The sequence below is a fragment of the Paenibacillus sp. B2(2019) genome, from assembly GCF_008370385.1.
In the GTDB taxonomy this organism is placed as follows: Bacteria; Bacillota; Bacilli; order Paenibacillales; family Paenibacillaceae; genus Paenibacillus_AQ.
In genome coordinates this window covers 1-26,218 of sequence record NZ_VTZR01000029.1, presented here as the reverse complement: position 1 = coordinate 26,218, position 26,218 = coordinate 1, and the positions used below count along the sequence as shown (strand labels likewise).

Here is a 26,218-nt window from a genome sequence, read left to right as displayed (position 1 = left end):
TTTTAACATAATCATGCAGAAAAATTCGTTTTTTTAAAGACAAAATGCATATGTAAGCGATAATATTAAACTAATTTTTATATTTATTGAAATTTTTATCAAATAAAAGTGTTTAAAGTCCGTTCTAGAGGTGTAAAGAATATAATAAGGCAAAAGAAAACCTGGATTCGATTAAGTCAATAATCAAACCCAGGTCTATATAATGTAATTGTGAGGTTATAGTTGTGGCGAAGTATTAATCGTAGGCTATAGCTTGATATGAGGAAGTACTCATTACTCTTTTAGCACCAACGTAGCGATTGGCCCAGTAGGACTGGCTAAGTGAAGTGATGGTCACGCCATATGAAGATGATGATTGTGCGAATTTTCCGTTTCCAACATAAATGCCGACATGGGATACGCCGTTGCCCAATGTGTTAAAGAAAACTAGGTCACCTGAACGCAATTTGCTTTTGGCTACAGGAGTTCCGACATTATATTGAGCTTTTGAAGTACGGGGCAAAGAAAGACCCACCTTCTTGAATACATACGTAGTAAATCCAGAACAGTCAAACCCGGCAGTGCTAGTGCCTCCGGTTTTATAGGCAACTCCAATTGTCTTTGAAATAACACTGTCCATCTTAGAATCTGCAAAGGCACTTCCTCCACCAATAGAGAACGCCATCACAAGTCCTAGCGCCGCAGCGACGCATGCTTTTCTTAAATTCTTCAAAAAAATTGTACCCCTTCCAATGCCTGTGAGGTTAGCTTAAGGATTCGGTAGAAGGTTCCCCTATGATCACTGCAAAGCGAGATCAATTCACCCAAAATATGGTTCCCCCACTTCCCGGTGCAAGGAATTCGGCGTTTTATGCACCAGATAGTGACTTATCGACATGACTACAACAAATACATGAAGTTATGTAGAAATCGTTTCAAATGATTACAAACTTGTTACCAATGGAACAGGACTTATTGTAACAAAGTCTTTACGATTTTGCAAATCCTCATAATTTGTCTATAACGCGAAAGAGTCCCAGCTCCTGATTCAGGAACCGGGACTCTTATATTATGTTCTGTAATGCTTCAAATTATTGTGGAAATGCTTTACTTTGCCATAGATGATATTGAGCTGAAATTCCCCACATTTTGAAGAGTGTTGAGGGCAGTGATGAAAGTTGACGAATAAGAAGTGCTGGTAGGCCAGGACAGAAGATACCCGTTATTCCGCACACTAGCAAAAGGATCAGGCCTGCTGCACCAAGTACGATTGAAATTCCTATTGCCGGAATCAGTGACTTCAAGCAAATGAATAAGGAGGAGAACATCCCCGTGCCGCTGGTATAACCAAACTGCATATATAGAAGGAACAGGCGCACGATAAAGATGTATATAAGCCATGCCAATACGTATGGAACTAGATGAAGTAACAAAGAGTAGTTCAGAAAGGAGGACAAGAATAGCCCGTACATTTTTGGAGCAAGCCAGTATAACGGAAGTAGAGCCAGCACCCATTCGATTAGACTGAAGATAAACACTGGAAATCCATAAAGCTTCATACCGGGAAAAAAGAACAGGCCACGCTCTCCTTTTCGCTCCTGATGGAGTTCATGCAGTAATCCTGCCCTTATGAAGGGGGAGAGTAGCAGTCGTAAGACAACAAGCCCTAGGAACATCCATAACCAAGTACGTATCGCAGGATCTGTGTTCAAGCTGAACTGCCCTTCGACATAATAGAGTAGTCTGCCCATTCCGCTGCCTCCAGCGTCTTTATCTGGATAACGTAGTAGAATTGGAACGATAGCAGATCGGATGAAGCCGTACATAAAGTAGCCCCAGAGCAGTCGGTAGATGAAGAGCAGAATCAGAATATAAAATTGCTCCTTCATGCTTTGCCAGCCGCGGGTTATCGATGTTCTCACAATCATTCACCTCACCAGACAAGAGTTCCGAGCACGGTTTCAACTAGTTTAGTTACACTTAATGTCCAGCGGGAGAGCGTTTTGGGCTCTATTTCCGCCAGTCTGAAGTTATTAAGATGTTTGTTTTCTAACAGAATGGTATGCTCAGGATCAACCTCAGCAGAGAGCAGAAGCTTATCGCTTAACAATTGGAAGGTAGTCTCAGCTCCTTCACCGCTCCAGACCCGCTCTGTAGCAGAGTCATCGGCGAATGTGAATTTAATGGGAACGTCAACGTAATGGCTCCCTTTGTTTGTAATCTTTACTATGGATTCATAGCTCTGAGCATCGCTGTTGCCATTCTTTTTAATCGTAATCGTATCTACTGAGAAATCAGGAGCACCACCACCATAAATATAATCTTCGAAATAAGGCTGCCATGATTTTTTGGTTACCTTCTCAATGACTTTTTGAAAATCAGACGTAGTGGGGTGCTGGAAACGGAATTTACGTGCGTAAGTGGACATGATGCTGTTCATTGCCTTAGTGCCTACTTGGCGTTCAATATCCTTAAGTACTAGCTTTCCGCGAATATACACATTCCGGCTATAGGATTCTGCCCCGGCATATTTCCATGTTTCTAAATTTAGCGGCTCTGATTTGGTCACCAAGCTGGACTGAAGAGGGAGATTCGTTTTGATGCCATATTCTTGCTCCATGAGTCTGTCTTCAGCATAAGAAGTGAAGCTTTCATCTAGCCAAGCCTCTTCGAATTCATTGCTGGCTACCATGCCGTAAAAGTATTGATGGCCAATTTCATGAACGACGGTTCTTTCAAGTGAGGTGTCAGGAGAAGAGTCTGTGGCTCCAAACGCTGTAATGAGTGTTGGATACTCCATTCCTCCAGCCCCATTCCCCTCCTTAGGCGGAACGATAATAGACAGAGTCGAGTAGGGATAAGGACCATACCATTTGCTGAAGTAGGTCAGAGCTGCCTTAGCGGCCTGAAGGTATCGTTCCTTTAAGTCTTTGTGTAATGGATCGAGATACACCTTAATCCGTACACCAGGCACTTCTGGCGTAGAGAAGGCTTCTTCGGCTACTGTAAAATCAGGGGATGCCGCCCACGCAAAGTCATGGACATCGTCAGCGTAGAACTGATATATTTTCTGATCTTGCTTTAGCTTGGCATTCTTCACAGGAAATCCGGTCGCAGCTACCGTGTAGTCGGAAGGAACCGCAATCGTTACATTAAAGATGCCAAAATCGCTGTAAAATTCAGAGGTGCCGTGGTACTGATGCAAATCCCAGCCTTCCTCCTTAACCCCGCGTGTGCCCATAGGCTCGTATACACTAAGTTTAGGGAACCATTGCCCAGCCATCACGAAATTGCCTGATGCGCCCATACGGGCAAATATTTTGGGGAGCTGGACCTCGTACTGGAGTTTAAGCGTGACACTTTCTCCACCATTAACCGGCTGTGGGAGATGTACCTTTAGGAGTGTCTTATCGTTGACGTTACCATCATCGGGTTGTACAAATTGCACTCTTTGCATTAGTGATGTTCCTTCTGTTGTGCGCAAATCGGTTAAAGTCATACTTCCGAAGCCGTTCTCTGGCATGGTGTCACCTCTGAGCGTTCCTCCGGACTCCTTCATAAAGGTAGTATCTGATGAAGCAAAAGCATTTGGATACATATGAAAATATAGATCACTTACCGGTTTTACACCGGGGTGTGTCCAGGTTACCGTCTCAGAAGCGATTAAGGTTTCTGTATCAGGAACAAGCTGAACATCGATGTGATACTCGACAACTCGTTGACTTAATGCCTCTTCTGCTGGAACGGGGGCGCTTTCAGGCAGTGTCTGTTGTGGTGCAGCTGCAGGAGCTATGCCGCTTGAGGACTTGGCCTCTTTTGAAACAAAGCTAGTAACAGAAGATGTGGAGTTATCCCCCGAATAGACCCATATGCCTCCTAATAGCACGAGGGTGGCCAGGGTCGCAAAGATGATGATGTACCTTAATGACAGTGACTTCATAGTGTGATTCCTCCCGTGACAAGCATCTACGGGATGTATATGTTTGCAATCGCCGCATTATTAGCTAAAATTAAATTATTCGTAAGAGGAAGGGTGTGCACTCGTGGACAACATACAACCGGAGGGCAAGAAACAGATTGCCTTAAATATTGTGAATGCCAAAAGTAAACATAAAGGCTTTGGAGCGGGCTCTATAGAGCTCAATAACGTATCGCCTGTCATTATTGATGGCGGTGAAGCAGTCATTGATATTGGTGCCATGCATGCCAAGAGTAAGGTTGAAAAGGGGATTAAATTCTCCATGAACCGTGAAGATGTACCCAACGGTAGACAGGTTTGGGTAGTATGGGTAGCAGTGGACCGTACACAGGATAGTCAATTCTATGGCGGAATAACGGCCTGTGAAATGTGGATCGATACGGAAGCACGTCGCGGTTGGAAAATTCTCGCCGAGCATGTCAATAAGTTGGATGCTGCTCTAAAACGCAAAATCGATGTGGGAGGGCTTGGCGCAGTTGAAAAAGCTGCCCTCAAATCCCTCTTGATCTCTCATAATGAGGCATGGTGGACTGCGTCCTCCGATGAGCTTAAGGCTGCACTGACCGAGTAGGAACGAATTACCCGGACAAGGTTACATGATACAGAAAAAAGGCTTCGACATCCTGAAATAGGAGAGTCGAAGCCTTTTTGAATTGAACACAATGAATTAGTTTACGATTTTCCTGCCGTACTAAGTTTGCGTTTGAGTTGACTTACTCTGGCTTGACTGATCCCAAGAATTTCAGCAAGCTCTTTCTGATTGGCATATGGATGTTCTTCTATGGCCCGCTCCAGGCGTTGGCACATATCCTCTGTCTTCGTCTTCCGGATCGTGTTGCTGTGTTCTGACACTTCGCCTGCAAAATCTTGGCGCGCCTCAGGCACTTGAGACATGCGTTCAGGGTCGGCAATTTCTTTTAGACAGCTACTGCAAATAAATTGCTCTTTATAGTAGGTGACATGGTCGTGGCTTCTGCAAAACGTACATTCTGTCGAGGTGTACTTCCTGAGTATGATGGTGTTATCGTTTAATATAAAAAATTCGATAGGATCACCAATGTCGATATTACGAGTCATACGGATTTCTGCGGGAACCACAATTCTCCCAAGACTGTCTAAACTCCGGATCATGCCTGTATCCTTCATCCCATGTCCCTCATTTACATCTTTATATTTTGGTTGCTACTAACTATTATAGCAGTAATTGTGAGTTAAGAGAATGGGGTGAATATAATTAATGAAGCGGTTACATCCTTTGTGGGAGAAGTGAAAATCGAGTTTGGCCATCCTATGGATTCTACAATAAATAAGTAATAAAAAAGAAAAACCTCTTCAATTAATGAAGAGGTTAATTCAACCACCAGCGTTTAATATTGTTCCACAGGGAACGACTTTCTTCAGCAGGATCTACTTTGCTTTGTACATCATCGACAACGGGAGCTTTGCCGTGTTGATCACAGTATTCGGTGGGCTCAGTTCCACTAATGAAAGTCTCCAGTTCTTTTTCGGGACAGGCTGCTGTAGCTAGCTTACCGGATTGCGGATTGATGTATACACTGACTACGTCATCTGGAATGGGAAAAATCTTAGGCGGGATATTTTCCAACGCTTTTTCAGTAAACTCCGCGAAAATTGGAGCTGCCCGTCGGCCATCGGTAGTTGTGATGTCGCGCCCCTTGTCATATCCAACCCAAACTGCAGTGGACAGCTCGGGGGTGAAGCCTACCATCCAGCCGTCTGTATCCGTAGTTCCAGTCTTGCCGGCTACCGGACGTTTGATTATAGAAGCTACGCGATTTCCTGTCCCCCCAGTCTCAAATACCCCCTCCATTAAACGGGTCAACACATAGGCGGCAGAAGGCTCTACAATGGCTTCACCCTTTGACTGTGGTGCTTCATACAGCACCATACCATTAGAATCCGTTATTTTTAGAATGGCTGTGGTGGGCATTTTCTGACCACTGTTTCCAATAACAGCGAATGCCGCAGCCATTTCTAGCGGACTGATCGGTGAGGTACCGAGTGCCAGTGACGGCACGCTTTGAAGCGGACTATCAATGCCCATCTTGCCTGCCATCTCGCTCACCTTATCTGCGCCGATCTTCATGATCGTATTCACAGCATAGATATTGTCGGATGCTGCAATGGCTTGTCGCATATTGATTTCGCCCAGATACTTATCCCCGAAGTTCCGAGGCTGGTAGGTTTTGCGATTGTTATCATAATGGAACATCGTTGGCTGGCTTTTGAAAACGGAAAGACCAGTCATCTCTTTAGAAGAGAGTGCTGCTAAATACATGATCGGCTTAAAGGACGAGCCAGGCTGACGTGTGGTGGCTAGAGCATGGTTGTATTGGTTGGTACGATAATTTTTTCCGCCGACCATAGCTTTAATGTAGCCAGTGCGAGGATCGATGGAAACAAGAGCGGTCTCCAGATCACTCTTTTGATCCATCTCTTTGTCGACTGCTTGTTCTGCGGCATGCTGCATGTCAGGGTCAAGGGTAGTGTAAACATTTAGTCCCCCTTGTTCCAGCTCATCACTGCTGATGTGAAGAGATTCTGTGGCCAGATTGCGGATATAATCTCTGAAATAAGGTGCAACCACAGTGGTATCCTTCTGTCCTTGTGGCTTTAAGTTCAAGTCCTCCTGAACAGCCTGTCCTGCTTCTTCTTGTGTGATTTCTCCTAAATTGGTCATGACAGTCAAAATGATTTTTTGCCGTTTTTTAGCATTGTCTAAATGATTGTACGGCGAATAATAGGTTGGTCCTTTTGGAATCCCAGCTAGCATGGTACTCTCTGCCAAGTCTAAGTCTGCTGCAGATTTACCAAAATACATTTGAGAGGCTGCTTCAATGCCATAGGCACCATGGCCATAGTAGATGTTATTTAAATACATGTTCAAGATTTCATCTTTGCTGTATTTCATCTCGAGCTGCATCGTATACAAGGCTTCTTTAGCTTTACGCGTCCACGTCTTCTCGTGGGATAGATAAAGATTTCTCGCGAGCTGCTGAGTTAGCGTGCTAGCCCCCTGCGTTCGGTTTCCCTCTTCCAGATTGACGAGCACGGCCCGAGCCATTCCCTTCATGTCAAATCCGGAATGCTCGTAAAACTTACGATCCTCGACGGCTAGTGTGGCTTCAATGAGCAGGGGAGAAATTTGACTTAATTTGACCGGTTCACGGCTACGCCCGTCTGAGGTAAAGGTGGCAAGAATGTTGCCCCTGGAGTCGAGTAGCTTGGAGCGCACATCGTCGCCAATGGGAGGGAGATCTTTTTGGTATAGGTAACCGAGCAGAGCTCCCGTGGTCAGTAGAAACAATATAATCATGGCTACCAGCAGCCGGAATAAACGGCGGAAGCGGCTTTTTCGTTTGGGTGGACTCGTTGATTCACGTGACATGACACCAGACTCCCTTCTCCTTGTATTATGGGAAAGGAACTGGAAGGATATTCATTGTATAACTAGGTGATCTGTTAAAGGGACTATCACCGGAGGAGATTTAAATAGGAGATGACAAACTGTTTCCATTTTGTGACTATTCAATGGTGGATCATGCGTGCTTCAGGAGGTATAAAAGAGTAGAGATTGAAAGCTAGGGTATATATACAATAGGAGGTGTCACTATGAACTGGACGAAAAAGATTCACAGAACGACAATAACCGCCCTTTCGGCGACGCTAATAATGGTTTCAGGTTGGGGTGCATCAGCTTCTTCTGTACATGCTGCTGCATCGGCTACACCAGCGGCGTGCGGCACTGGAGATCATGGGCTACTACAGTCTCTGCAAAACAAGCATTCAGGAGACGTATCCACACCGCTTACCTTTTCTGATGTTCAGTTTCTGAATGGAAATATCGGACGGGCAGCAGGCAATGGATTTATGATTGGCACTTCTGATGGAGGCTGCAATTTTCAAGAAATTTATGAAGGCCAATGGAGCTTTAAACAGATTGATTTTCCCGATAACGTGCATGGTTTTGCCCTTGCTTCTGTAGAAGACGGTCAAGCTCGATATTTAATCAGTACCTCTAATGGCGGCTCAGAATGGAAAAGACTTTCGAATAAAGCTGTTAGCTTTGAAAGAATCGATTTTATCGACAGTAAGATTGGTTTCGGGTATAACAGGGCATCAACGTATTACACCAAGGACGGGGGACTTAGCTGGAGTAAGATTTCAACCCCATCCAATACACGCGGTGCTTATTTCAGTGATCGTAATACCGGCTGGGCCGTTGTAACTGTGCCTGGAACCAGCTACCGGGTAATGAAGACTACAGATGGTGGCAAAACTTGGAGTTTGGCGTTGAAGGTAGCCTTTTCCGATCCTGAGTATGGGCAAATCACTGCAAAGGGAGATCAAGTTGATGTGGTTCTCTATGGTGGCTCAGGGATGAGTCAGACCTCATATTCCCTATATACAAGTACGAATAAGGGCAAGAGCTGGAATAGAGTGATTGCTCAGGAAACTGCTGGGGGTGGGCCTGCTCCGGGTAGCGGGAAGGCTGTAGTAAATAAAGGGCCTGCGTCTGGCAGACCTGGAAATTTGGAGCTGGTAGGAAACAGTACGACCTTCTTAGTGGGTTATTCCGACGCAGCGGAAAAAGTAGCGGTAGGACGCTCATATAACGGTGGCAAGCAATGGACCAATCTTCCGGCGATTGCTGGGTATGACGGGGTAATCTCGTTCACTAGTAATAAAGAAGGTTGGATAGCTGTTCGCGAACGCGATTATTCATCGTTATACGTAACTAAAGATGGTGGCGCTACTTGGGAACTTAGGTTTTCGTTGAAAATTTTGTCCTTGTAATGGGTGGGTTAGTATAAGTAGTGAGCGAGCTAACATAGCGTTATAGTCCTCTAAACGGTTCCTAAGGGAGCCGTTTTTTCTGTTAATTATGAAGTTGGTTGCACTTGGGTACAGTTTTACTACATGTTCCAAGTGTGCTTTTATCCATCAATATGGTAAAATTTTATGAGCTAAGCTAGATCTAATGGATTCTGAGATTGAAATGCTTCTTTGAACTGGATATAGTGTACAATGGGAAAGCGAATAGGCCTTTGAATGATATAAAAATGTTTAAGTTTTACGACAGGCGTTTTTCTTATGCAGAATGTAGAGGCTTGCAGAATGGAGGAACGTGTGATGCCCGAATTACAGTCTAACAAATATGGCGTCTCTATTACGCTCGTGAGCCTTCAAGATGGTCAGCGGAATGTTATGAAAGCGAATGGAGAGGTAGTATCCAAAGGACCGCATCTATATATTCAATATGAAGAGTTAGAGCAAGGCCCTCGAGGAGAGAAAATTTCTGTTCGTACAACAATAAAGATTGCAGGCAATCAGCTAAAGCTAATCCGCCACGGTGGGATACAGTCGGAACAGAGCTTTCAATCCGGACGGCGTCTGCCGGGATTCTATCGTTCACCATATACACAGTTTAATCTTTCTACAGAAACGAACAAGCTGGACGTGGTGCGCGAAGGGCGCTCCCTAACGGTTGCATGGGAATATGATTTGTACGTATACGAGGAATTGTCAGGAAAGTTTGCTATTAGTTTGCATATACAGGAGGAACCGAAATTATGACACAGAGAAAGAATCCGTTGGAGCTAGTGAATGAACGGGTAAAAGAAGCCATTGCCGATGCAATTGTAAATGCAGGAATTGTTGCACCGGAAGAGGTTCCGGATATCGTACTGGAAGTACCAAGAGATAAGGCACACGGTGATTTGGCTACGAACGCTGCTATGCAGCTGACCAAAATCGCAAAACGTAACCCGCGCCAAATTGCTGAGGCAATTATAGAACATTTGGATACAAGCAGCGCTTCTATTGAAAAAGCTGAGATTGCCGGACCAGGCTTTATTAACTTTACCTTGTCCAAGAATTATTTGTACCCAATTATCAGCCTTGTTGCTGAGCAGGGTGATGATTATGGCCGTATTAACATCGGTCAAGGTCAGAAGGTTGAAATGGAGTTCGTCAGCGCTAATCCAACGGGTAGCCTTCATTTAGGACATGCTCGTGGTGCTGCTGTCGGCGATGCGCTTTGCAACGTACTCGATTATGCAGGCTATCAGGTGACACGGGAATATTATATTAATGATGCCGGTAACCAGGTGGTCAACCTGTGCAAATCCATTGAAACTCGTTACCTGCAGGAGCTGGGCCAAGAAGCAGAAATGCCTGAAGACGGTTACCATGGCGAGGATATTAAGGGATTTGCTAAAGAGCTTGTGGCTGAAAAGGGTGATACACTACTCGAAATGAGCCCAAGTGACCGCGCAGCATTTTTCCGGACTTATGGACTTAATAAAGAGCTCGATAAAATCAAACGTGATCTGGGACTATTCCGCGTAAACTTCGATATCTGGTTCAGTGAGACTTCGCTGTACGAGAACGGAGAAGTGTTACGCTCGCTAGACGAGCTTCGTGATCGTGGAGAAGTTTATGAGCAGGATGGGGCAACCTGGCTGCAAACGACTAAGTATGGCGATGATAAAGACCGCGTTCTGATTAAGAACGATGGCACATACACCTACCTTACACCGGACATTGCTTATCACAGCGATAAGTATGGCCGCGGTTACGATAAAATGATTAACATTTGGGGTGCGGATCATCATGGCTATATTCCGCGGATGAAAGCGGCGATGTCAGCACTTGGCAATGATCCTGAGAAGCTAGTGGTTCTGATTGCTCAGATGGTCAGCCTGTTCCAGAATGGTGAAAAGGTTAAAATGTCGAAACGTACCGGCAAAGCGGTTACGATGGAAGACTTAATGGAAGAAGTAGGAATCGATGCGATTCGTTATTTCTTCACTATGCGTAGCATGGATTCCCATCTCGATTTCGATATGGACTTGGCGATCTCTACTTCTAATGAGAACCCTGTATTCTACGTTCAATATGCGCATGCGCGTATCTGCAGCATCTTCCGTCAGGCAGAGGAGCAAGGGATTTCTATCCCTGATTACGCTGAGATTGACTTCTCCAAGCTAACAGCAGTGCATGAATATGATCTGCTGCGCAAAATTGGTGAGCTCCCAGCAGAAATTGCTGTTGCGGCTGAAGGTTATGCTCCACATCGCCTCATCCGTTATGTATATGAGCTGGCTGCGATGTTCCACAGTTATTACAAAGCTGAACGTGTAATCACTGAGGATGCCGCTCAAACCGTGGCACGACTTGCACTGCTTGGTGCTGCGCGTACCACCATTGCTAATGTCCTGCGTCTTGTTGGTGTTTCCGCACCAGACCGCATGTAATTCAACATCAAACGACAAAAAATCCGCCTTCCGGTTCCCTGGGAGGCGGATTCTATTTTGTGCCGTTCTTCGCACCGGCACAAGCTGCGCTCACGTCAGAGTGACCCACCCGGTGCCCGGGCAGGGTCTATACGTTCGCGGAGACCGCCCGCTTGGCCCTCACTCCTGCTTTCAGCAGGCGTAGGGCATCGGCAGCGCCGCCGCCAAGGGATGCGCGTCGCTGCCCCTTGCGCAGCCGCACCGGGGACGCGGTGCGGCGCAAGAGCAGCTTCAGCTCCCTTGGCGAGAGTCCCGGTCGCACCGCGAGCAGCAGTGCAGCGGCTCCCGTGACATGCGAGGTCGCCATGGAGGTGCCGCTCATCTCTTTGTAGCCCTCCTTCAGCCAACAGGAGGTCACGCCTTCGCCGGGGCCATAGACATCGATATAAGAACCGCGGTTGCTGAAGCCAGCAACACGATGTCTTTTATCGATGGCGCCCACGGCAATCGTCTCAGGATAACGTGCGGGATAGTCTCCGCCACGTTTTCCATCATTCCCGGATGAGGCGATGACAGCGATTCCGGCTCGGTACGCTTTAATAACCACATTGTGAAGCGCTTTGCTTCTAGTTTTCATTCCGAAGCTCATATTGATGATATCAATTTTGTTCTGTACGCACCAATCAATGCCCAGTACAATGTCCGATACATAAGCGGAGCCGCTATGATCAAAAGCCTTGACTGGATATAGCAACGCTCGTGGAGCCACTCCCATCATACCGCGTGTTCCTCCTGCCGCAGCTAGAGTGCCGGCGATATGAGTCCCGTGTCCATTATCATCTAGCGGCAACATTCCGCGGTGTAGTAAGTTGACCCCAGAGGCTAATGAATGCTTCAGATCGGGATGGCGGTAATCAGCACCTGTGTCGATTACGCCGATTTTGACGTGAACTCCGGTTGATTTGGACCATGCCTGAGGAGCATGAATGGCTTTTACTCCCCAAGGGAGTGTGGCGGTACCGCTCTTTTCGTTAGCTATGGAATGGATTTGTATTTGTAGATCCTCTTCGACATTTAGGAGGTCTGCAAATCGGTTCATTAGTTTTCCAGCTCCGGCAGCAGGCACAAAAAAGGCCCGAATCAGCGGAGATACCTGCACTTGCCGCAGCTCAGGCTGCTTCGCTTTCAGCGCCTTCCATTGTGTGAATGCCCCGGCATACTGGCGGGGATCATTGAAGGTAAGAATACGCCGCTCACCATTGTTGGGGGCAACCGATATTTCTTCAAGAAGCATGTGCCAAAATTTGTAATAGTCCATAGGTTTCGCTGTCCCCTCCTCGGTGCCCTGCTGCCATATTGTATGAGTGGAAGAGGGGGTCCGAATGGGAACTTGCCCTTTTTTAACGAAATGGGCTGCCCATCGTGTCAAAAGACGGCGCTTTACATAAAATAGACAGAAGAGATTAACACTCTCTTTGTAACATCACGTAAGGAGCCGATCCTTGGCGTGGATACAGTCATGCGCGGAGGGTTTCCTCCGCCTTTTTTTATTTAAAAGGAATTATAAGTTTCACACAGGTACATATGTTTTGGGTTTATCCTTCTTCAAGATGGAGACAGGTTTCTGCTATGGATAACAGCCTGAAGGCTCTTTCTGTTAGCTGTTACCGCTTTTGACTTGCAATTTGTTGTCAAATAGGTTTTACTTAGTTTTGTTAATGGATATTATTGAAATAAACCGTAATGTGAACAATGCGTGAGAGGAAGTGTCCTTTAGTGAGTACGCCACTCAATTTAAAGCTAGACCCTGAGAAAGTTAAAGAAATGCCGATGGTGGATTTGGCCTTTCTAGTGCTTAAGGCAGCCAATACACCGTATTATTACCGTGATCTGATGGTCGAGGTAGCCAAGTTGCGCGGCATGACCGATCAACAAAGCCAAGATACTATTGCCCAGTTATATACCGAGATTAACATTGATGGGCGTTTTGCCTGTGTCGGAACCAACCTTTGGGGATTGAAACGCTGGTATCCTCTAGAGCGCTCTGATGATCCGGTTGGTAACACCAAACGCGTGCGTATCATCAACGATGAAGACGATGATTTGGAAGATGACGACTTTGCTGAAGAAGAAGAAAACTACGCTGCTGAAGAAGAGGATTTCGACGCTATCGACGAAGATCGCGACGACCTCTATTCCGACGACGACAGCGAAGAAGAAGTCGACGAAGATGTCGTGATCGATGAAGATGACATAGACGAAGATGACTCAGATGAAGACGATGCAGAAGATGACTCAGATGAAGACGATGCAGAAGCTGACAAGTAAGATAAATAATTTCAAAGAGTCTTGCTGATGGTTTAATTCCTCCCTTGACAGTGGGGGAACGTCAGAGTAAACTATTGCATGGGCTTATCATGTAAGTTAATAAACGCGTTTCTTAAAATAAAAAGTGCCCCGGTTCTACGGGTGTCACTTTTTTGTTTTTTTAGATGCAAAGTAGCTGTAGTTTTATGTAATTTGCGGGACGACGCTTTATGTTTTCCCCGGTGAATCAAACTTTTGATTTCCCCTGTTTTGATGATAGTAAAACGGGTTACGATAAACACCATGCGCCGCTTTTATGTCTGGACTTTATTTAGGAGGGTTTTACAGTGACAAAGTATATTTTTGTAACGGGTGGCGTTGTGTCTTCCCTGGGCAAGGGCATTACCGCCGCTTCGCTGGGCAGGCTGCTCAAAAACAGAGGTCTAAAGGTAACGATTCAGAAATTTGATCCGTATCTTAACGTAGACCCTGGAACGATGAGTCCTTATCAGCACGGTGAAGTATTCGTAACCGATGACGGTGCGGAGACTGACCTTGACCTTGGACACTATGAACGGTTTATTGATATTAATCTGTCAAAGAACAACAATGTGACGACAGGTAAGATCTATTCATCTGTAATCAGCAAGGAACGTCGTGGAGAGTATTTGGGCGGAACTGTACAAGTTATCCCACACATTACGAATGAGATCAAAGAACGCGTGTTCCGTGCAGGCCGCGAGACCAACTCTGATGTTGTAATCACAGAGATTGGTGGAACCGTAGGTGATATTGAAAGTCTTCCGTTCCTGGAAGCCATTCGTCAGATCAAGAGTGATATCGGACGGGAAAATGTGATGTATATCCACGTAACCTTGATTCCTTATATCAAGGCTGCTGGAGAAGTGAAGACAAAGCCGACACAACACAGTGTTAAAGAGCTGCGCAGTATCGGTATTCAACCGAATGTCATCGTGTGCCGTACGGAATATGAGCTTTCCGCAGATATGAAAGCGAAGATCGCACTCTTTTGCGATATTGATGCTAATGCTGTTGTGGAATGCCGCGATGCTTCAACGTTGTATGAAGTTCCATTGAATCTTCGTGATGAAGGATTGGACGAGATTGTTGTTAATCATTTGAAGCTTACAACACCTGCACCAGATATGCGTGAATGGGAAAGTATGCTTGAACGGATTCAGAAGCTTGAAAAAACAGTGGAAATTGCGATTGTTGGTAAGTACGTAGCACTGCATGACGCTTATTTGAGCGTTGTTGAATCACTTTCACACGCAGGCTTTGCTGCTAATGCAGAGGTTAAGATTCGCTGGGTGAATGCAGAGGAAATTACGGATGAGAACGTGGATGAAATGCTGCGTGGTATTGGTGGTATTCTTGTTCCTGGTGGTTTCGGTGATCGGGGAATTGAAGGTAAAATCTCTGCGATTCGTTATGCCCGTGAGAAATTGATACCTTTCTTCGGAATTTGCTTAGGTATGCAAGTTTCCGTAATCGAATATGGCCGTTCTGTTCTAGGTCTACAAGGTGCGAATAGCTCCGAAATCGATCCGAACACACCATATCCACTGATCGATCTGCTTCCTGAGCAGAAGGATATTGAAGATATGGGCGGTACTATGCGTCTTGGCTTGTATCCTTGTAAGATTGCTGAGGGTTCCCTGGCAATGTCTTGCTACGATGATGAACTGGTTTATGAGCGTCACCGTCACCGGTATGAGTTCAACAATACGTACCGTGATGAGATTGAAAAAGCAGGTCTGGTTATTTCCGGAACCTCTCCAGATGGCCGTTTAGTTGAGATCGTAGAGCTTCCGGGACATCCTTGGTTCTTGTCGGTTCAATTCCATCCGGAATTCACTTCACGTCCGAACCGTCCACAACCGTTGTTCCGTGATTTCGTCAAAGCTTCTTTGACTCATTCCGAACAGCAGTAATTTTGTAAATATAATCGGAACCTGCGGGTTCTGTCTCAAACCTGAAGAGCCTCCCATAGGAGGCTCTTTTTTTTAACTATTCGAAAGTATAAGTTGTTTATCTATTCTTTATGTCTAATATTTTTCGCTTAAACGCTTACCGTCCTTATAGGGACGCCGAAGGTGTTTATGCCTGTTTGTCCATTTTGAAGAGCTCCGTAAATGACATCACTGTAATTCAGACTCTTTATTTACCCATTTTATCCAATTAGCAGGATTTGAGCAGTGAAGCACGAATAATAGGTTTCGTATGGGTTAGTTTCTGAAGGGGCCGTTAGCTGTGGAGAGCGCGGTATAGTCAATCTGGCTTAATCTCTGGGAGGGTATTATATGGAAAAAAAGAAAGTGTTAATTGTCGATGATCAGAATGGGATTCGGATTCTTCTTATGGAAGTGTTCAATAGCGAAGGATATACGACATTTCAAGCAGCTAACGGAAAATTGGCCTTAGACATTGTTCGCAGTGAGTCTCCTGACTTGGTTTTGCTCGATATGAAAATACCGGGAATGGATGGACTCGAGATTTTGAAGCATCTGAAGGAACTAAATCCATCCATTAAGGTCATAATGATGACCGCTTATGGGGAGCTGGATATGATTAAGGAAGCAACCAAGCTAGGCGCATTGATGCATTTCACAAAGCCATTTGACATCGATGAAATGCGGGTAGCGGTCAATATGCATCTTCATAATAAGTCTGTAGATCAATGCAGTTAAAGTGATATTTTCTGTATCGATTCTATTTGGTTATGGTGATTATAAACAGTTTGAGTGCAAATGCTATACGGGCTGGATAAAAATCGTCCCACCGGGACATTTTTTTGTTTATCCTATTTAGTATTTGACTCAGGATGTGTTATAATAAGCCTGTATGTGATGTCGGTTTAAAAACATAGCCAACCAACATTCTTAGGAGGATGAAACCATGCCATTAGTATCTATGACAGACATGTTGAACAAAGCACTTGAAGGAAAATACGCAGTAGGTCAGTACAACATTAACAACTTGGAGTGGACACAAGCTATTCTTGGTGCCGCTGAACAAGAGAAATCACCAGTAATCCTTGGTGTATCCGAAGGCGCAGCACGTCACATGGGCGGCTTCACTACTGTTGTTAAAATGGTAGAAGGTCTAATTATCGATATGAATATCACAGTTCCTGTAGCGATCCACCTTGACCATGGATCTAGCTTTGATAAATGTAAAGCAGCAATTGATGCTGGATTTACATCCGTAATGATCGACGGTTCCCACCACCCAATCGATGAGAACATTGATATGACTAAAAAAGTCGTTGAATATGCTCACGCTAAAGGTGTTTCTGTAGAAGCAGAAGTAGGTACTGTTGGTGGACAAGAAGACGACGTTATCGGCGGCATCATGTATGCTAAGCTTGATGAGTGCGTACGTATTGTTAAAGAAACAGGTATCGACACTTTGGCTCCTGCACTAGGTTCCGTTCATGGACCTTACCATGGCGAGCCTAACCTCGGATTTAAAGAAATGGAAGAAATCCGCGACGCTACTAACATCCCAATGGTTCTTCATGGTGGTACAGGTATTCCTGAGCATGACATCAAGAAAGCTATCTCCTTGGGTACTTCCAAAATCAACGTAAACACTGAGAACCAAATCGTGTTCGCAAAAGTTGTCCGCGAAGTTCTAGCTGCTAAACCTGATGCTTACGATCCACGTACATTCATCGCACCAGGTCGCGATGCGATCAAAGAAACCGTTATCGGTAAAATCCGCGAATTTGGATCCAACAACAAAGCCTAATCATTGTTAGCTTCCGCCACAGGTGGACAAGCAATTTGTAAAGGGCAGGGTGTAGCTCTGCCCAGTTGAATAGTTTGATGAGGAAAGCACACCGCTTAGCCGGTGTCTTTCCATTTTCATCACTAAAAGTCCACAGCACGTATTGCCCACACAGCTGCAATACACGTAGGGGGAAATTGATAAATCTATGGAAAAATTAATGATTGGCGGTGGACGTCCGCTAGAGGGCGTTGTAACCATCAGTGGAGCAAAGAATAGTGCTATTGCACTTATTCCTGCGGCGATTTTGGCCGAATCTGAAGTTGTTCTTGATAATTTACCGTCCCTTAGTGATGTAGCCGTTTACTCCGAAATCTTGCAAGAGCTTGGCGCAAGTGTATCTTGGTCAGGCAACCAGATGAAAATTGATCCTTCGCGTATTGTATCTATACCTATGCCTAATGGTCCGGTTAAGAAACTTCGAGCTTCGTATTATATGATGGGAGCTCTACTTGGAAGATTCAAAGAAGCGACAATAGGTCTGCCCGGTGGTTGTAACTTCGAACCTCGTCCAATCGATCAGCATATCAAAGGATTCGAGGCACTGGGAGCAACAGTTACCAACGAACATGGTTCTATCCACTTATATGCTAAAGAGCTACGCGGTGCGAAGATTTATTTAGACGTATCAAGCGTAGGTGCCACTATTAACATCATGCTGGCGGCTTCACGTGCCAAAGGCTCCACAATTATTGAAAATGCGGCTAAAGAGCCTGAGATTATAGATGTAGCAACCCTATTGAACTCTATGGGCGCTGTTATTAAAGGCGCTGGTACAGAAACCATCAGAATCGAAGGGGTATCGGAGATGCACGGTTGCCGTCACTCCATTATTCCCGATCGGATTCAAGCAGGAACTTATATGATTGCCGCTGCGGCTACGCGTGGTAATGTGTTGATAGATAACGTTATTCCTAAGCACTTGGAAGCTTTAACGGCCAAGCTTTTAGAGATGGGCGTTGATATTGAAGAGCTTGACGAAAGTATTCGCGTTATAGGTAGAGCTAAATATGAGCACGCAGATGTCAAAGCGTTGACCTATCCTGGCTTTCCTACAGATTTACAATCTCCTATGACAAGTATGTTGACACAGGCGGAAGGCGTTAGTGTGCTTAGCGATTTCGTCTACAGCAACCGTTTTAAACATGTGCCAGAATTGGTACGGATGGGCGCGAAAATACGCGTTGAAGGCCGTTCTGCAATTATTGAGGGTGGTAAGCTTAACGCTGCAAAGGTGAAAGCGACCGATTTACGGGCAGGTGCTGCTCTTGTCATTGCTGGATTGACAGTAGGGGATGGGATCACCGAGGTGACCGGCGTAGAATATATTGACCGTGGTTATGATAATTTAGTGAGCAACCTTCGACAACTTGGTGCTCATGTTTGGCGTGAGAACGAATAAAATTAGGATATCCCGTTTGGAAGGAGGTTTATTTGCTTATTTACCGCATATATCCTTCCAAATTGGGTATTAATATCCTAATGGGCATTTTAATAGACTCATCATTTTGCCTAGTAGATAGACTAGGGCGAACTCATTTAAAAATTGAATAGGTGGTTATTACATGGATCTTCAAATTTCCGATTTGGAAGAAATGAAGCTGACCGAGTTGTATAAGCTGGCCAAGAAATACCAGATCCCTTATTACGGACAGCTGAAGAAACGGGAACTGATCTTTGCGATCCTTCGGGCACAGGCAGAGCAAAGCGGTCTTATGTTTATGGAAGGCGTACTGGAAATTCTACCCGAGGGCTATGGATTTCTAAGGCCGATTAACTATTTGCCTAGCGCTGAAGATATTTATATCTCAGCCTCACAAATTCGGAAGTTTGATCTCAGAAGCGGAGATCTTGTATCTGGGAAATGCCGGACGCCGAAAGAAAATGAACGATATTTTGGCCTGCTTCAAGTCAATGCCGTTAATGGCGAGAACCCTGCTAGCGCAGCGGAGCGACTACATTTTCCAGCATTAACACCACTTTATCCGCAAGACAAGCTACCGCTTGAAACATCCCCTACTCATTTGTCTACCCGAATAATGGATTTGCTCGCTCCTGTAGGTTTGGGGCAGCGGGGTTTGATTGTAGCACCTCCTAAAGCAGGAAAAACGCTCCTCTTGAAAGAAATTGCCAATAGTATTTCCACTAATAATCCTGAGATTGAACTCTTTGTATTGCTAATAGATGAGCGTCCCGAAGAAGTAACTGATATGCAGCGTTCAGTAAAAGGCGAAGTGGTTGCATCGACGTTTGATGAGCTTCCAGAGAATCATATTAAAGTGGCCGAACTTGTGTTGCAAAGAGCTCTTCGTTTAGTTGAGCACAAGAAGGATGTAGTTATTCTTTTAGACAGCATTACCCGTCTTGCACGTGCGTATAATCTTGTGGTTCCACCATCTGGACGCACGCTTAGTGGGGGGATTGACCCAGCAGCCTTTCATCGGCCGAAACGGTTTTTTGGCTCTGCACGGAATGTAGAAGAGGGCGGTTCACTGACTATTTTAGCAACTGCTTTAATTGATACCGGATCACGTATGGATGATATTATTTATGAAGAGTTTAAGGGTACTGGTAATATGGAGCTTCATTTGGACCGCAAATTGGCGGAACGCCGTATATTCCCTGCTATTGATATTCGTCGTTCAGGTACACGTCGTGAAGAAGTGCTCTTGAGCAAAGAAGAGCTTGATACGATCTGGGCGATTCGCAAAAATATGAATGAATCCTACGATTTTGTGGAGGGATTCATCAAAAAGCTGCGTGATACAAAGACTAATGCTGAATTCTTAGCATCATTTGACGTTGCGGGAGCTAAACAATCGCCAAATGGAACTGCAAGTAGCGGAGGAACTTCCAACAGTGGTACGGCTGCTCGTCGCACAACACGGGCAAAGACTTCTTCAGTACCTACAACTTGAGAATTGATAATAAGAGGAGACTAACATGTATTTGGTATATGCCGACGGGCAAGGAAACGTATATGATCATCCAGAACTGTACGGGTTAGCCCGTAGTGGAGATATGATCGTTGAAATGTTGGAGGAAGAGTTGATTCCGCTGCCTGAAGGCGCCACTCTTGTGGGCTTGCCTAGTACGCGGGCTGTGGGTATGGATCCTGAGACAGGTGAAATGATGGCGTTGCCGGATGGCTCACAGGCTGTAGGCGCGCTGCTGCCTCAGGGCTATACTCGCTTGTGTCTTCCTGGGTATGTAAAGACAGATAAGTCTTACAAGCTTCCTCTGTTTGGGTATTCGGCTGTAGTGTGGAAGGATGGCGGGTTCTATGTTGCGGCGGATCCAACCGATAATCCGGAGAAGTGGAACCCACTGAACTGTGATAAACAGGATCTTGAGGTAAGCGTTGGCGAGTTGACTGCCAAATATCCTGATAACCGTCTCTATGAGCATCTTTCTAACTGTGCGCTTGGTTATGAATGCCTGACTTCCTCCAACACCTTCTTAGGGCGTTGGGAGGGCGGTGTGCCTGTCTCTTATTCATGTAATGCTGGATGTTTTGGCTGTATTTCTGAACAACCTGATGATAGTGGTTTTGTGTCTCCGCAGACTCGGATGAATTTCCGACCAACGGTCAATGAAATTTCACAAGTTATGTTGGAGCACTTGAAGACGCCTGAATCGATTATCAGTTTTGGACAAGGCTGTGAAGGTGAGCCTTCTACGCAGGCAAAACTTATTATAGAAGCAATCCGTGAAGTGCGCTCGATTACTGACATGGGCTACATTAATATCAACACCAATGCTGGTTTAAGCGATCATATTCGTGGAATCGTCGATGCTGGGCTGGATTTGATGCGTGTCAGCACGATTAGTGCTCTAGATGATCATTACAATGCTTATTACAAACCACGTGGCTACACATTGGCTAATGTAGAGAAGTCTTTGAAATATGCTGCCTCGCAAGGTGTTTACACATCGATCAACTATCTGATTTTCCCTGGAGTAACTGATCGCGAAGAAGAGATTGAGGCGATGGTGGAGTTTGTAAGACGTACGGATCTGAAGCTTATTCAGATGCGTAATCTGAACATTGATCCAGAGAGTTATCTGGAATTAATTCCTCCTGCTAAGGGTGAAATTCTCGGCATGAAGACGATGCTGGAAATTTTCCGGGACGAATTGCCGGATGTTGTTATTGGTTCTTACACACATGTACCACCAGCAAATATGGCTCGGGTAAAGCAACGGCAACTCAACATTTAATAGATTAAATGTACCAATGAATTACCAATGAAACATATTGATCAATTGAATTTTTCGTGCTAAAATACCACAGTGTAATCATATAACTCTGGGTCCGCATGAGGCTTAGGGCATGAGAGGTGAAATTCAAAATGCAAGCAGCAATTCAACCAAAGTATAACTTAACTAAGGTAACCTGCGCATGTGGCAACTCTTTCGAAGCTGGCTCTGTTAAACAAGAGCTTCGTGTTGAAATTTGCTCCAGCTGCCATCCTTTCTTCACTGGCAAGCAGAAGTTCCTGGATGCCGGCGGTCGCGTTGATAAATTCAAGAAGAAATACGGTATCTAATTGGAATAGCCGCTTAGCGGCTTAATGGTTAGATCGAGCTCCCAGCTTTCTCGCTGGGGGCTCATTTTATGTCTTGGAGTTGATTTTTGTCCGAGCGTGAGCTATACTTATCTTCGCCGTGCTAGACGGGGAGGTAGCGGTGCCCTGTAACTCGCAATCCGCTGTAGCGAGGTTGAATTCCTGTTAGAGGTGCTATCGATGTGAGGCCTTGGTTCCTACGGGCTGTGTTGACGGTTGGGTCCTCCGCAATGAGTGCTTATGAACCTGGTCAGGTCCGGAAGGAAGCAGCCATAAGTAAGTTTACTCTTGTGCCGGAGGGTGGCCTAGCCCGAGCAGTCATGTAGGGTTGCCGCTTGGATCGTAGTCATCAATAACAGGTGCACGGTTTATAATTCTGTTTATAACAGCATCTTTGCCACAAGCAAAGATGCTTTTTGTTTTTGGTCAATAGCCGATGAATATAGTATAATAAATTTGCGACAAATGCCGGGAAAGAGGCAGCCTAAGAGAGGGTAATGCATAGTGGAACATATCGCGCTGTACCGTGCTTGGCGGCCGCAGTCGTTTCAAGACATGGTTGGACAACAGCACATTATCCAAACGCTGCAGAACGCAATTCGTGAACAGCGGGTTTCGCATGCCTATCTGTTCAGTGGTCCGCGGGGAACTGGTAAGACAAGTGCTGCTAAAGTCTTAGCGAAAGCGGTCAATTGTGAACGTGGGCCAGGTCCGGAGCCTTGCAACGAGTGTCCTTCCTGCTTGCGAATCACTGCGGGTAATGTGATGGATGTGCAGGAAATAGACGCGGCATCCAACCGGGGCGTAGAAGAGATTCGCGACCTCCGGGACAAGGTGAAATATGCACCTACCGAGGTGCGCCGTAAAGTGTATATTATTGATGAAGTGCATATGCTGACAACAGAAGCATTTAATGCGCTATTAAAGACATTGGAAGAACCGCCGTCACATGCAATGTTCATCCTTGCGACTACGGAACCTCATAAATTGCCAGCGACGATCATTTCTCGTTGTCAGCGTTTTGACTTCCGCAGAGTAGCTTTGGAAGAGCAGACAGCGCATCTAAGTGCTATCTGTGAGAAGGAAGGGATTACAGCTGATGTTAACGCATTGCAGTATATTGCCCGCCTTTCTGATGGAGGTATGCGCGATGCAGTGAGTTTGCTGGATCAGATTTCATCTTTTACAGATGGCAAAGTTACGTACGAACAAGTCCTGGGGATGACCGGAGGGATACCCTCTGAGCAATTTGCACGTCTTGCCACTGCCATATTGGAAGGTGATATGGGTCTTCTGCTGGAGCTTGTTGAACAGCTTATGCATGAAGGTAAGAGTGCTGATAAATGTCTAGAGAATCTTATGTATTATTTCCGTGATTTATTGATGATTAAGATGGTACCTGGGGCCGATCAACTGACGGAGCGAGTGCTTAATCCCGCCGAGTTTAAAGATATGGCCACCGCATTTTCCCGGGATCGTCTGTTTCAGATCGTAGATACACTTAATAAGTACCTGGGTGAAATGAAATATGCTACTCATCCGCAGACTTTGTTTGAAGTCGCGCTGATGAAGCTTTGTAGCTTGCAGCAAGAGGAAAGTGAGACCGCATCAGCTGCTCCGTTAGGTGCATTGCAGGCTGGATCAGGGGGGAATGCTCCTGCAGTCCACTCTGGTGAACTGGATCTGCTCAAGAGACAGATTACTGCGCTGGAGAAAAAGCTGGAGCAGGCATTGCAGGCCGGTGGTATTTCCGGAGGTGGGCGAGATGGTGCCTCTTCTGCGAAATCGAATCCGACTCCAAGTTCTGCGCCTAGAATCTCTGCAACCTCCAAAATGCCTCCAAATGTTGATAAGTTTATTGCTGGTAAGGATAGTCCTGATTTTGCAGCTATCTACAAACAGTGGAGTCTTGTCTTGCAAGGGGTAAAAGAGGAGAAGGTAACGGTTCATGCGTGGTTTGTAGACGGAGAACCTGTATCTGTAATGGACGATGCTGTGCTTGTTGCATTTAAGAACACGATTCATCGTGATACAACGGAGAAGCCAGCAAACAGACAGGTCATTGAGAATGTGTTTGCAGCGCGTCTTGGTAAACCTTATAGACTGGTAACTATAATGCAGCGCGATTGGAACGAAGCCGCTCAGAAGTCAGTGGGACAACCTAGCAAAGAAGAGTTGCGGCTAGAGCATGAACATGATACTGCAGATGCGAAATCTGAACCTTGGATTGATGAGGCTATCCAGCTTTTTGGAGAAGACCTTGTTGTCATAAAAGAGTAATGTAAGCATACTAGCGCAAATTGCGCATTCCAAAGGAGAGATGATGTATGAATAATATGAACCAAATGATGAAGCAAGTTAAGAAAATGCAGGAGCAAATGCTTAAAGCTCAAGAAGAACTAGGTGGCAAGGTGATTGAAGGCTCATCAGGTGGCGGTGTAGTTACAGTTCAAGTTAATGGCCACAAAAAGCTGCTTTCTATCCAAATCAAGCCAGAAGCTGTTGATCCGGAAGATGTTGAAATGCTACAGGATTTGGTAATCACTGCAGTTAATGATGCTTTGACTCAAGCTGAAGACCTTGCGAACAATGATATGGGTAAATTTACTGGTGGAATGAAGATCCCAGGCTTGTTCTAATTCACTCACTCCACTTTCGTCTAAAGGAGAATTATTAATTTGTATTATCCCGAACCGCTAGCCAAGCTGATCGATGCTTTTACGCGCTTGCCCGGGATTGGGCCGAAGACAGCCGCCCGGTTAGCTTTTCATGTGCTTAACATGAAAGAGGATGACGTCATTGATTTTGCTAAAGCGCTAGTAAGTGTCAAGCGTAATCTTCATTATTGCTCCGTCTGCTGTAATATTACGGATACGGACCCGTGTAAGATATGTCAGGACAAAACTAGAGATCCTTCAGTAATCTGTGTGATCCAAGACTCCAAGGATTTGGTGGCAATAGAACGAACCAAAGAGTTTAATGGGTATTATCACGTTCTTCAGGGTGCGATTTCACCTATGGAAGGTATAGGCCCTGATGATATTCGCTTGAAGGAATTATTGACTCGTTTGAGTGATGAAAGAGTGAGTGAGCTTATCATGGCGACTAACCCCAACATTGAGGGTGAGGCAACGGCGATGTATATTTCTCGTTTAGTTCGGCCTTTTGAGATTAAAATCACCAGAATAGCCCATGGCTTGCCTGTTGGTGGCGATCTTGAATATGCCGACGAGGTTACCTTGTCCAAAGCGTTGGAAGGTCGTCGTGAGCTATTCTAGTAGCTCTAAAGTCGTGTTTTTCAAAAGGAGGCCCCCTGGGCCTCCTTTTTTTGTTCTAAGTTTGTCCCTATCCCGATATGAATGAGAATAACGAGATGTAATTTTGCATCGAAATTATTCTGAGGAGGAATGAGTAATGGGATGGTGGACCTCATTGTGGCGGGGAGCAGATGAAGAACAGGGTAGAAAAGATACGGAGGGTTGGGAAACGTTGCTGGAGGTTCGTAAGGCGCAATCTGAGTGGGAGAGAGCGTACCTAATGTTTGATGAAGCGTTGGGTCAAGATCAAATTGATTATGCTATTTATATTTTAGAGGCAGCAGAGCGCAAGTATCAGATACATCTCAAACATGCAAAGAGCATTGGATTGAATACCAGTCAGATGTAGGCGCTAGTCAAAAGGAAATATAGGAGGGATCAACATGCTAAGAATGTTAGCTATAGGAGTACTGGTCATATCAGTTGTATTGTTAAGTGTAATTGTATTCCGGAAAAAACTTGGCTTTGGATGGCTTAGTCTGTTCGGAGCTCATTTGGTACTGGCTGCGCTCGCAATATATGTAGTGAATTTCTCGGGTTTATTCACACAAGTTCATATCCCCCTGAATCCCGCAACCATAGGCGCAGTAACGGTTCTTGGCCTTCCAGGCGTAGTAATGTTAATAGGATTAAGAATTATTTTGTTTTAATGCTTGACGTGAGTTTGAAAAATATGATACATTAAGTCTCGCCCCTTTGGACAAGATGTTGATTAACAACTTGCTGAAACGGTAAGCGAAAAAAAGAAATTAAAAAAACGCTTGACGAAAACAAAGGTGCTGTGATATATTATAAAGGTCGCTGCTGACAAGCAACGACAACGAAAGATGAGACATTGATCTTTGAAAACTGAACAACGAGTGAGTGGGAAATCACGAAAGTGAAATCCGAAATTAGAGAATTAATTTTCTCGTCAGATGTTTCAAAATGAGCATATCGCTCTTTTCAATACTAATTGGAGAGTTTGATCCTGGCTCAGGACGAACGCTGGCGGCG

Annotated in this window: 23 protein-coding genes, 1 other RNA gene and 1 riboswitch; of the genes, 18 read left to right on the top strand and 6 right to left on the bottom strand. The window is 45.2% G+C overall.

The features are described from left to right. Positions 1 to 235 precede the first annotated feature (235 nt). From PAENI_RS29510 to PAENI_RS29500, 3 genes are all read right to left on the bottom strand, one after another. The gene (locus PAENI_RS29510) at positions 236 to 664 is read right to left on the bottom strand and encodes a C40 family peptidase (RefSeq protein WP_042193080.1); all 429 of its coding nucleotides are present in this window, start codon (positions 662 to 664) and stop codon (positions 236 to 238) included. 53 nt (positions 665 to 717) lie between these two features. After that, a riboswitch (cyclic di-AMP (ydaO/yuaA leader) is annotated at positions 718 to 856 on the bottom strand. A 214-nt stretch (positions 857 to 1,070) separates the two neighbouring features. Further along, complete coding sequence (locus tag PAENI_RS29505) at positions 1,071 to 1,901, bottom strand: hypothetical protein (RefSeq protein WP_149647694.1); 831 nt, start codon at positions 1,899 to 1,901, stop codon at positions 1,071 to 1,073. Between the two features lie 11 nt (positions 1,902 to 1,912). After that, complete coding sequence (locus tag PAENI_RS29500; protein WP_149647693.1) at positions 1,913 to 3,919, bottom strand: M1 family metallopeptidase; 2,007 nt, start codon at positions 3,917 to 3,919, stop codon at positions 1,913 to 1,915. A 103-nt stretch (positions 3,920 to 4,022) separates the two neighbouring features. Here PAENI_RS29500 and PAENI_RS29495 point away from each other — a divergent pair, with 103 nt between their 5' ends. Beyond that, a complete protein-coding gene (locus tag PAENI_RS29495) occupies positions 4,023 to 4,529 on the top strand; it encodes a YwhD family protein (RefSeq protein WP_042183958.1) in 507 nt (168 codons plus the stop codon). Between the two features lie 101 nt (positions 4,530 to 4,630). On the opposite strand, the gene PAENI_RS29490 is transcribed toward PAENI_RS29495, so the two are convergent. Both PAENI_RS29490 and PAENI_RS29485 read right to left on the bottom strand, forming a co-directional pair. Beyond that, positions 4,631 to 5,104, bottom strand: a complete 474-nt coding sequence (locus tag PAENI_RS29490; RefSeq protein WP_149647692.1) for an AbrB/MazE/SpoVT family DNA-binding domain-containing protein — start codon at positions 5,102 to 5,104, stop codon at positions 4,631 to 4,633. A 202-nt stretch (positions 5,105 to 5,306) separates the two neighbouring features. Then, on the bottom strand, positions 5,307 to 7,367 hold the full coding sequence (locus PAENI_RS29485; protein WP_149647691.1) for a transglycosylase domain-containing protein: 2,061 nt from the start codon (positions 7,365 to 7,367) through the stop codon (positions 5,307 to 5,309). Between the two features lie 224 nt (positions 7,368 to 7,591). On the opposite strand from PAENI_RS29485, the gene PAENI_RS29480 reads away from it, so the two are divergent. The 3 genes from PAENI_RS29480 (at position 7,592) to argS (ending at position 11,238) form a co-directional block, all read left to right on the top strand. Continuing rightward, on the top strand, positions 7,592 to 8,776 hold the full coding sequence (locus PAENI_RS29480) for a beta propeller repeat protein (RefSeq protein ID WP_149647690.1): 1,185 nt from the start codon (positions 7,592 to 7,594) through the stop codon (positions 8,774 to 8,776). Between the two features lie 336 nt (positions 8,777 to 9,112). Further along, positions 9,113 to 9,556 (top strand): YwiB family protein, encoded by a 444-nt coding sequence (locus PAENI_RS29475; RefSeq protein ID WP_149647703.1) that lies wholly within the window; start codon positions 9,113 to 9,115, stop codon positions 9,554 to 9,556. Further along, a complete protein-coding gene (gene argS / locus PAENI_RS29470; RefSeq protein WP_076121339.1) occupies positions 9,553 to 11,238 on the top strand; it encodes an arginine--tRNA ligase in 1,686 nt (561 codons plus the stop codon). Before PAENI_RS29475 ends, argS begins: the two co-directional genes overlap by 4 nt. Positions 11,239 to 11,365: 127 nt before the next feature. Here argS and PAENI_RS29465 read toward each other — a convergent pair whose 3' ends face one another. Beyond that, entirely contained in the window at positions 11,366 to 12,535 is a 1,170-nt protein-coding gene (locus tag PAENI_RS29465; protein ID WP_149647702.1) for a S8 family peptidase, read from the bottom strand. A gap of 458 nt (positions 12,536 to 12,993) precedes the next feature. Here PAENI_RS29465 and rpoE point away from each other — a divergent pair, with 458 nt between their 5' ends. The 14 genes from rpoE to PAENI_RS29395 all read left to right on the top strand — a co-directional run bounded on the left by rpoE (position 12,994) and on the right by PAENI_RS29395 (position 25,872). Further along, positions 12,994 to 13,545, top strand: coding sequence for a DNA-directed RNA polymerase subunit delta (gene rpoE / locus PAENI_RS29460; protein WP_042183972.1), 552 nt, complete (start codon positions 12,994 to 12,996; stop codon positions 13,543 to 13,545). 326 nt (positions 13,546 to 13,871) lie between these two features. Beyond that, positions 13,872 to 15,479 carry a CTP synthase gene (gene pyrG, locus PAENI_RS29455; protein ID WP_042183974.1) on the top strand — a complete coding sequence of 536 codons (1,608 nt, stop codon included), beginning with the start codon at positions 13,872 to 13,874 and terminating at the stop codon, positions 15,477 to 15,479. 369 nt (positions 15,480 to 15,848) lie between these two features. Further along, a complete protein-coding gene (locus tag PAENI_RS29450) occupies positions 15,849 to 16,235 on the top strand; it encodes a response regulator (RefSeq protein WP_042123230.1) in 387 nt (128 codons plus the stop codon). A 208-nt stretch (positions 16,236 to 16,443) separates the two neighbouring features. After that, positions 16,444 to 17,298, top strand: coding sequence for a class II fructose-1,6-bisphosphate aldolase (gene fba, locus PAENI_RS29445; RefSeq protein ID WP_036679934.1), 855 nt, complete (start codon positions 16,444 to 16,446; stop codon positions 17,296 to 17,298). Positions 17,299 to 17,485: 187 nt separating this feature from the next. Continuing rightward, positions 17,486 to 18,739 (top strand): UDP-N-acetylglucosamine 1-carboxyvinyltransferase, encoded by a 1,254-nt coding sequence (locus PAENI_RS29440; protein WP_060623903.1) that lies wholly within the window; start codon positions 17,486 to 17,488, stop codon positions 18,737 to 18,739. Positions 18,740 to 18,902: 163 nt separating this feature from the next. Further along, on the top strand, positions 18,903 to 20,255 hold the full coding sequence (gene rho / locus PAENI_RS29435) for a transcription termination factor Rho (protein WP_042123234.1): 1,353 nt from the start codon (positions 18,903 to 18,905) through the stop codon (positions 20,253 to 20,255). A gap of 25 nt (positions 20,256 to 20,280) precedes the next feature. Next, a complete protein-coding gene (locus PAENI_RS29430) occupies positions 20,281 to 21,558 on the top strand; it encodes a radical SAM family protein (RefSeq protein ID WP_042183978.1) in 1,278 nt (425 codons plus the stop codon). Positions 21,559 to 21,689: 131 nt separating this feature from the next. Continuing rightward, entirely contained in the window at positions 21,690 to 21,887 is a 198-nt protein-coding gene (gene rpmE, locus PAENI_RS29425) for a 50S ribosomal protein L31 (protein ID WP_042123239.1), read from the top strand. 116 nt (positions 21,888 to 22,003) lie between these two features. After that, positions 22,004 to 22,272: signal recognition particle sRNA large type (ffs, locus tag PAENI_RS29420), an RNA gene on the top strand. 137 nt (positions 22,273 to 22,409) lie between these two features. Next, positions 22,410 to 24,185: a DNA polymerase III subunit gamma/tau gene (gene dnaX / locus PAENI_RS29415; protein WP_149647689.1), complete on the top strand. Its 1,776-nt coding sequence runs from the start codon at positions 22,410 to 22,412 to the stop codon at positions 24,183 to 24,185. A gap of 47 nt (positions 24,186 to 24,232) precedes the next feature. Further along, positions 24,233 to 24,544 (top strand): YbaB/EbfC family nucleoid-associated protein, encoded by a 312-nt coding sequence (locus PAENI_RS29410; protein ID WP_042183982.1) that lies wholly within the window; start codon positions 24,233 to 24,235, stop codon positions 24,542 to 24,544. A gap of 39 nt (positions 24,545 to 24,583) precedes the next feature. Continuing rightward, positions 24,584 to 25,183 (top strand): recombination mediator RecR, encoded by a 600-nt coding sequence (recR, locus tag PAENI_RS29405; protein ID WP_042123249.1) that lies wholly within the window; start codon positions 24,584 to 24,586, stop codon positions 25,181 to 25,183. A gap of 136 nt (positions 25,184 to 25,319) precedes the next feature. Continuing rightward, positions 25,320 to 25,571 (top strand): DUF2508 family protein, encoded by a 252-nt coding sequence (locus PAENI_RS29400; RefSeq protein ID WP_149647688.1) that lies wholly within the window; start codon positions 25,320 to 25,322, stop codon positions 25,569 to 25,571. Between the two features lie 43 nt (positions 25,572 to 25,614). Further along, positions 25,615 to 25,872, top strand: a complete 258-nt coding sequence (locus PAENI_RS29395; protein WP_410477498.1) for a pro-sigmaK processing inhibitor BofA family protein — start codon at positions 25,615 to 25,617, stop codon at positions 25,870 to 25,872. The last annotated feature ends 346 nt before the right edge of the window (positions 25,873 to 26,218 follow it).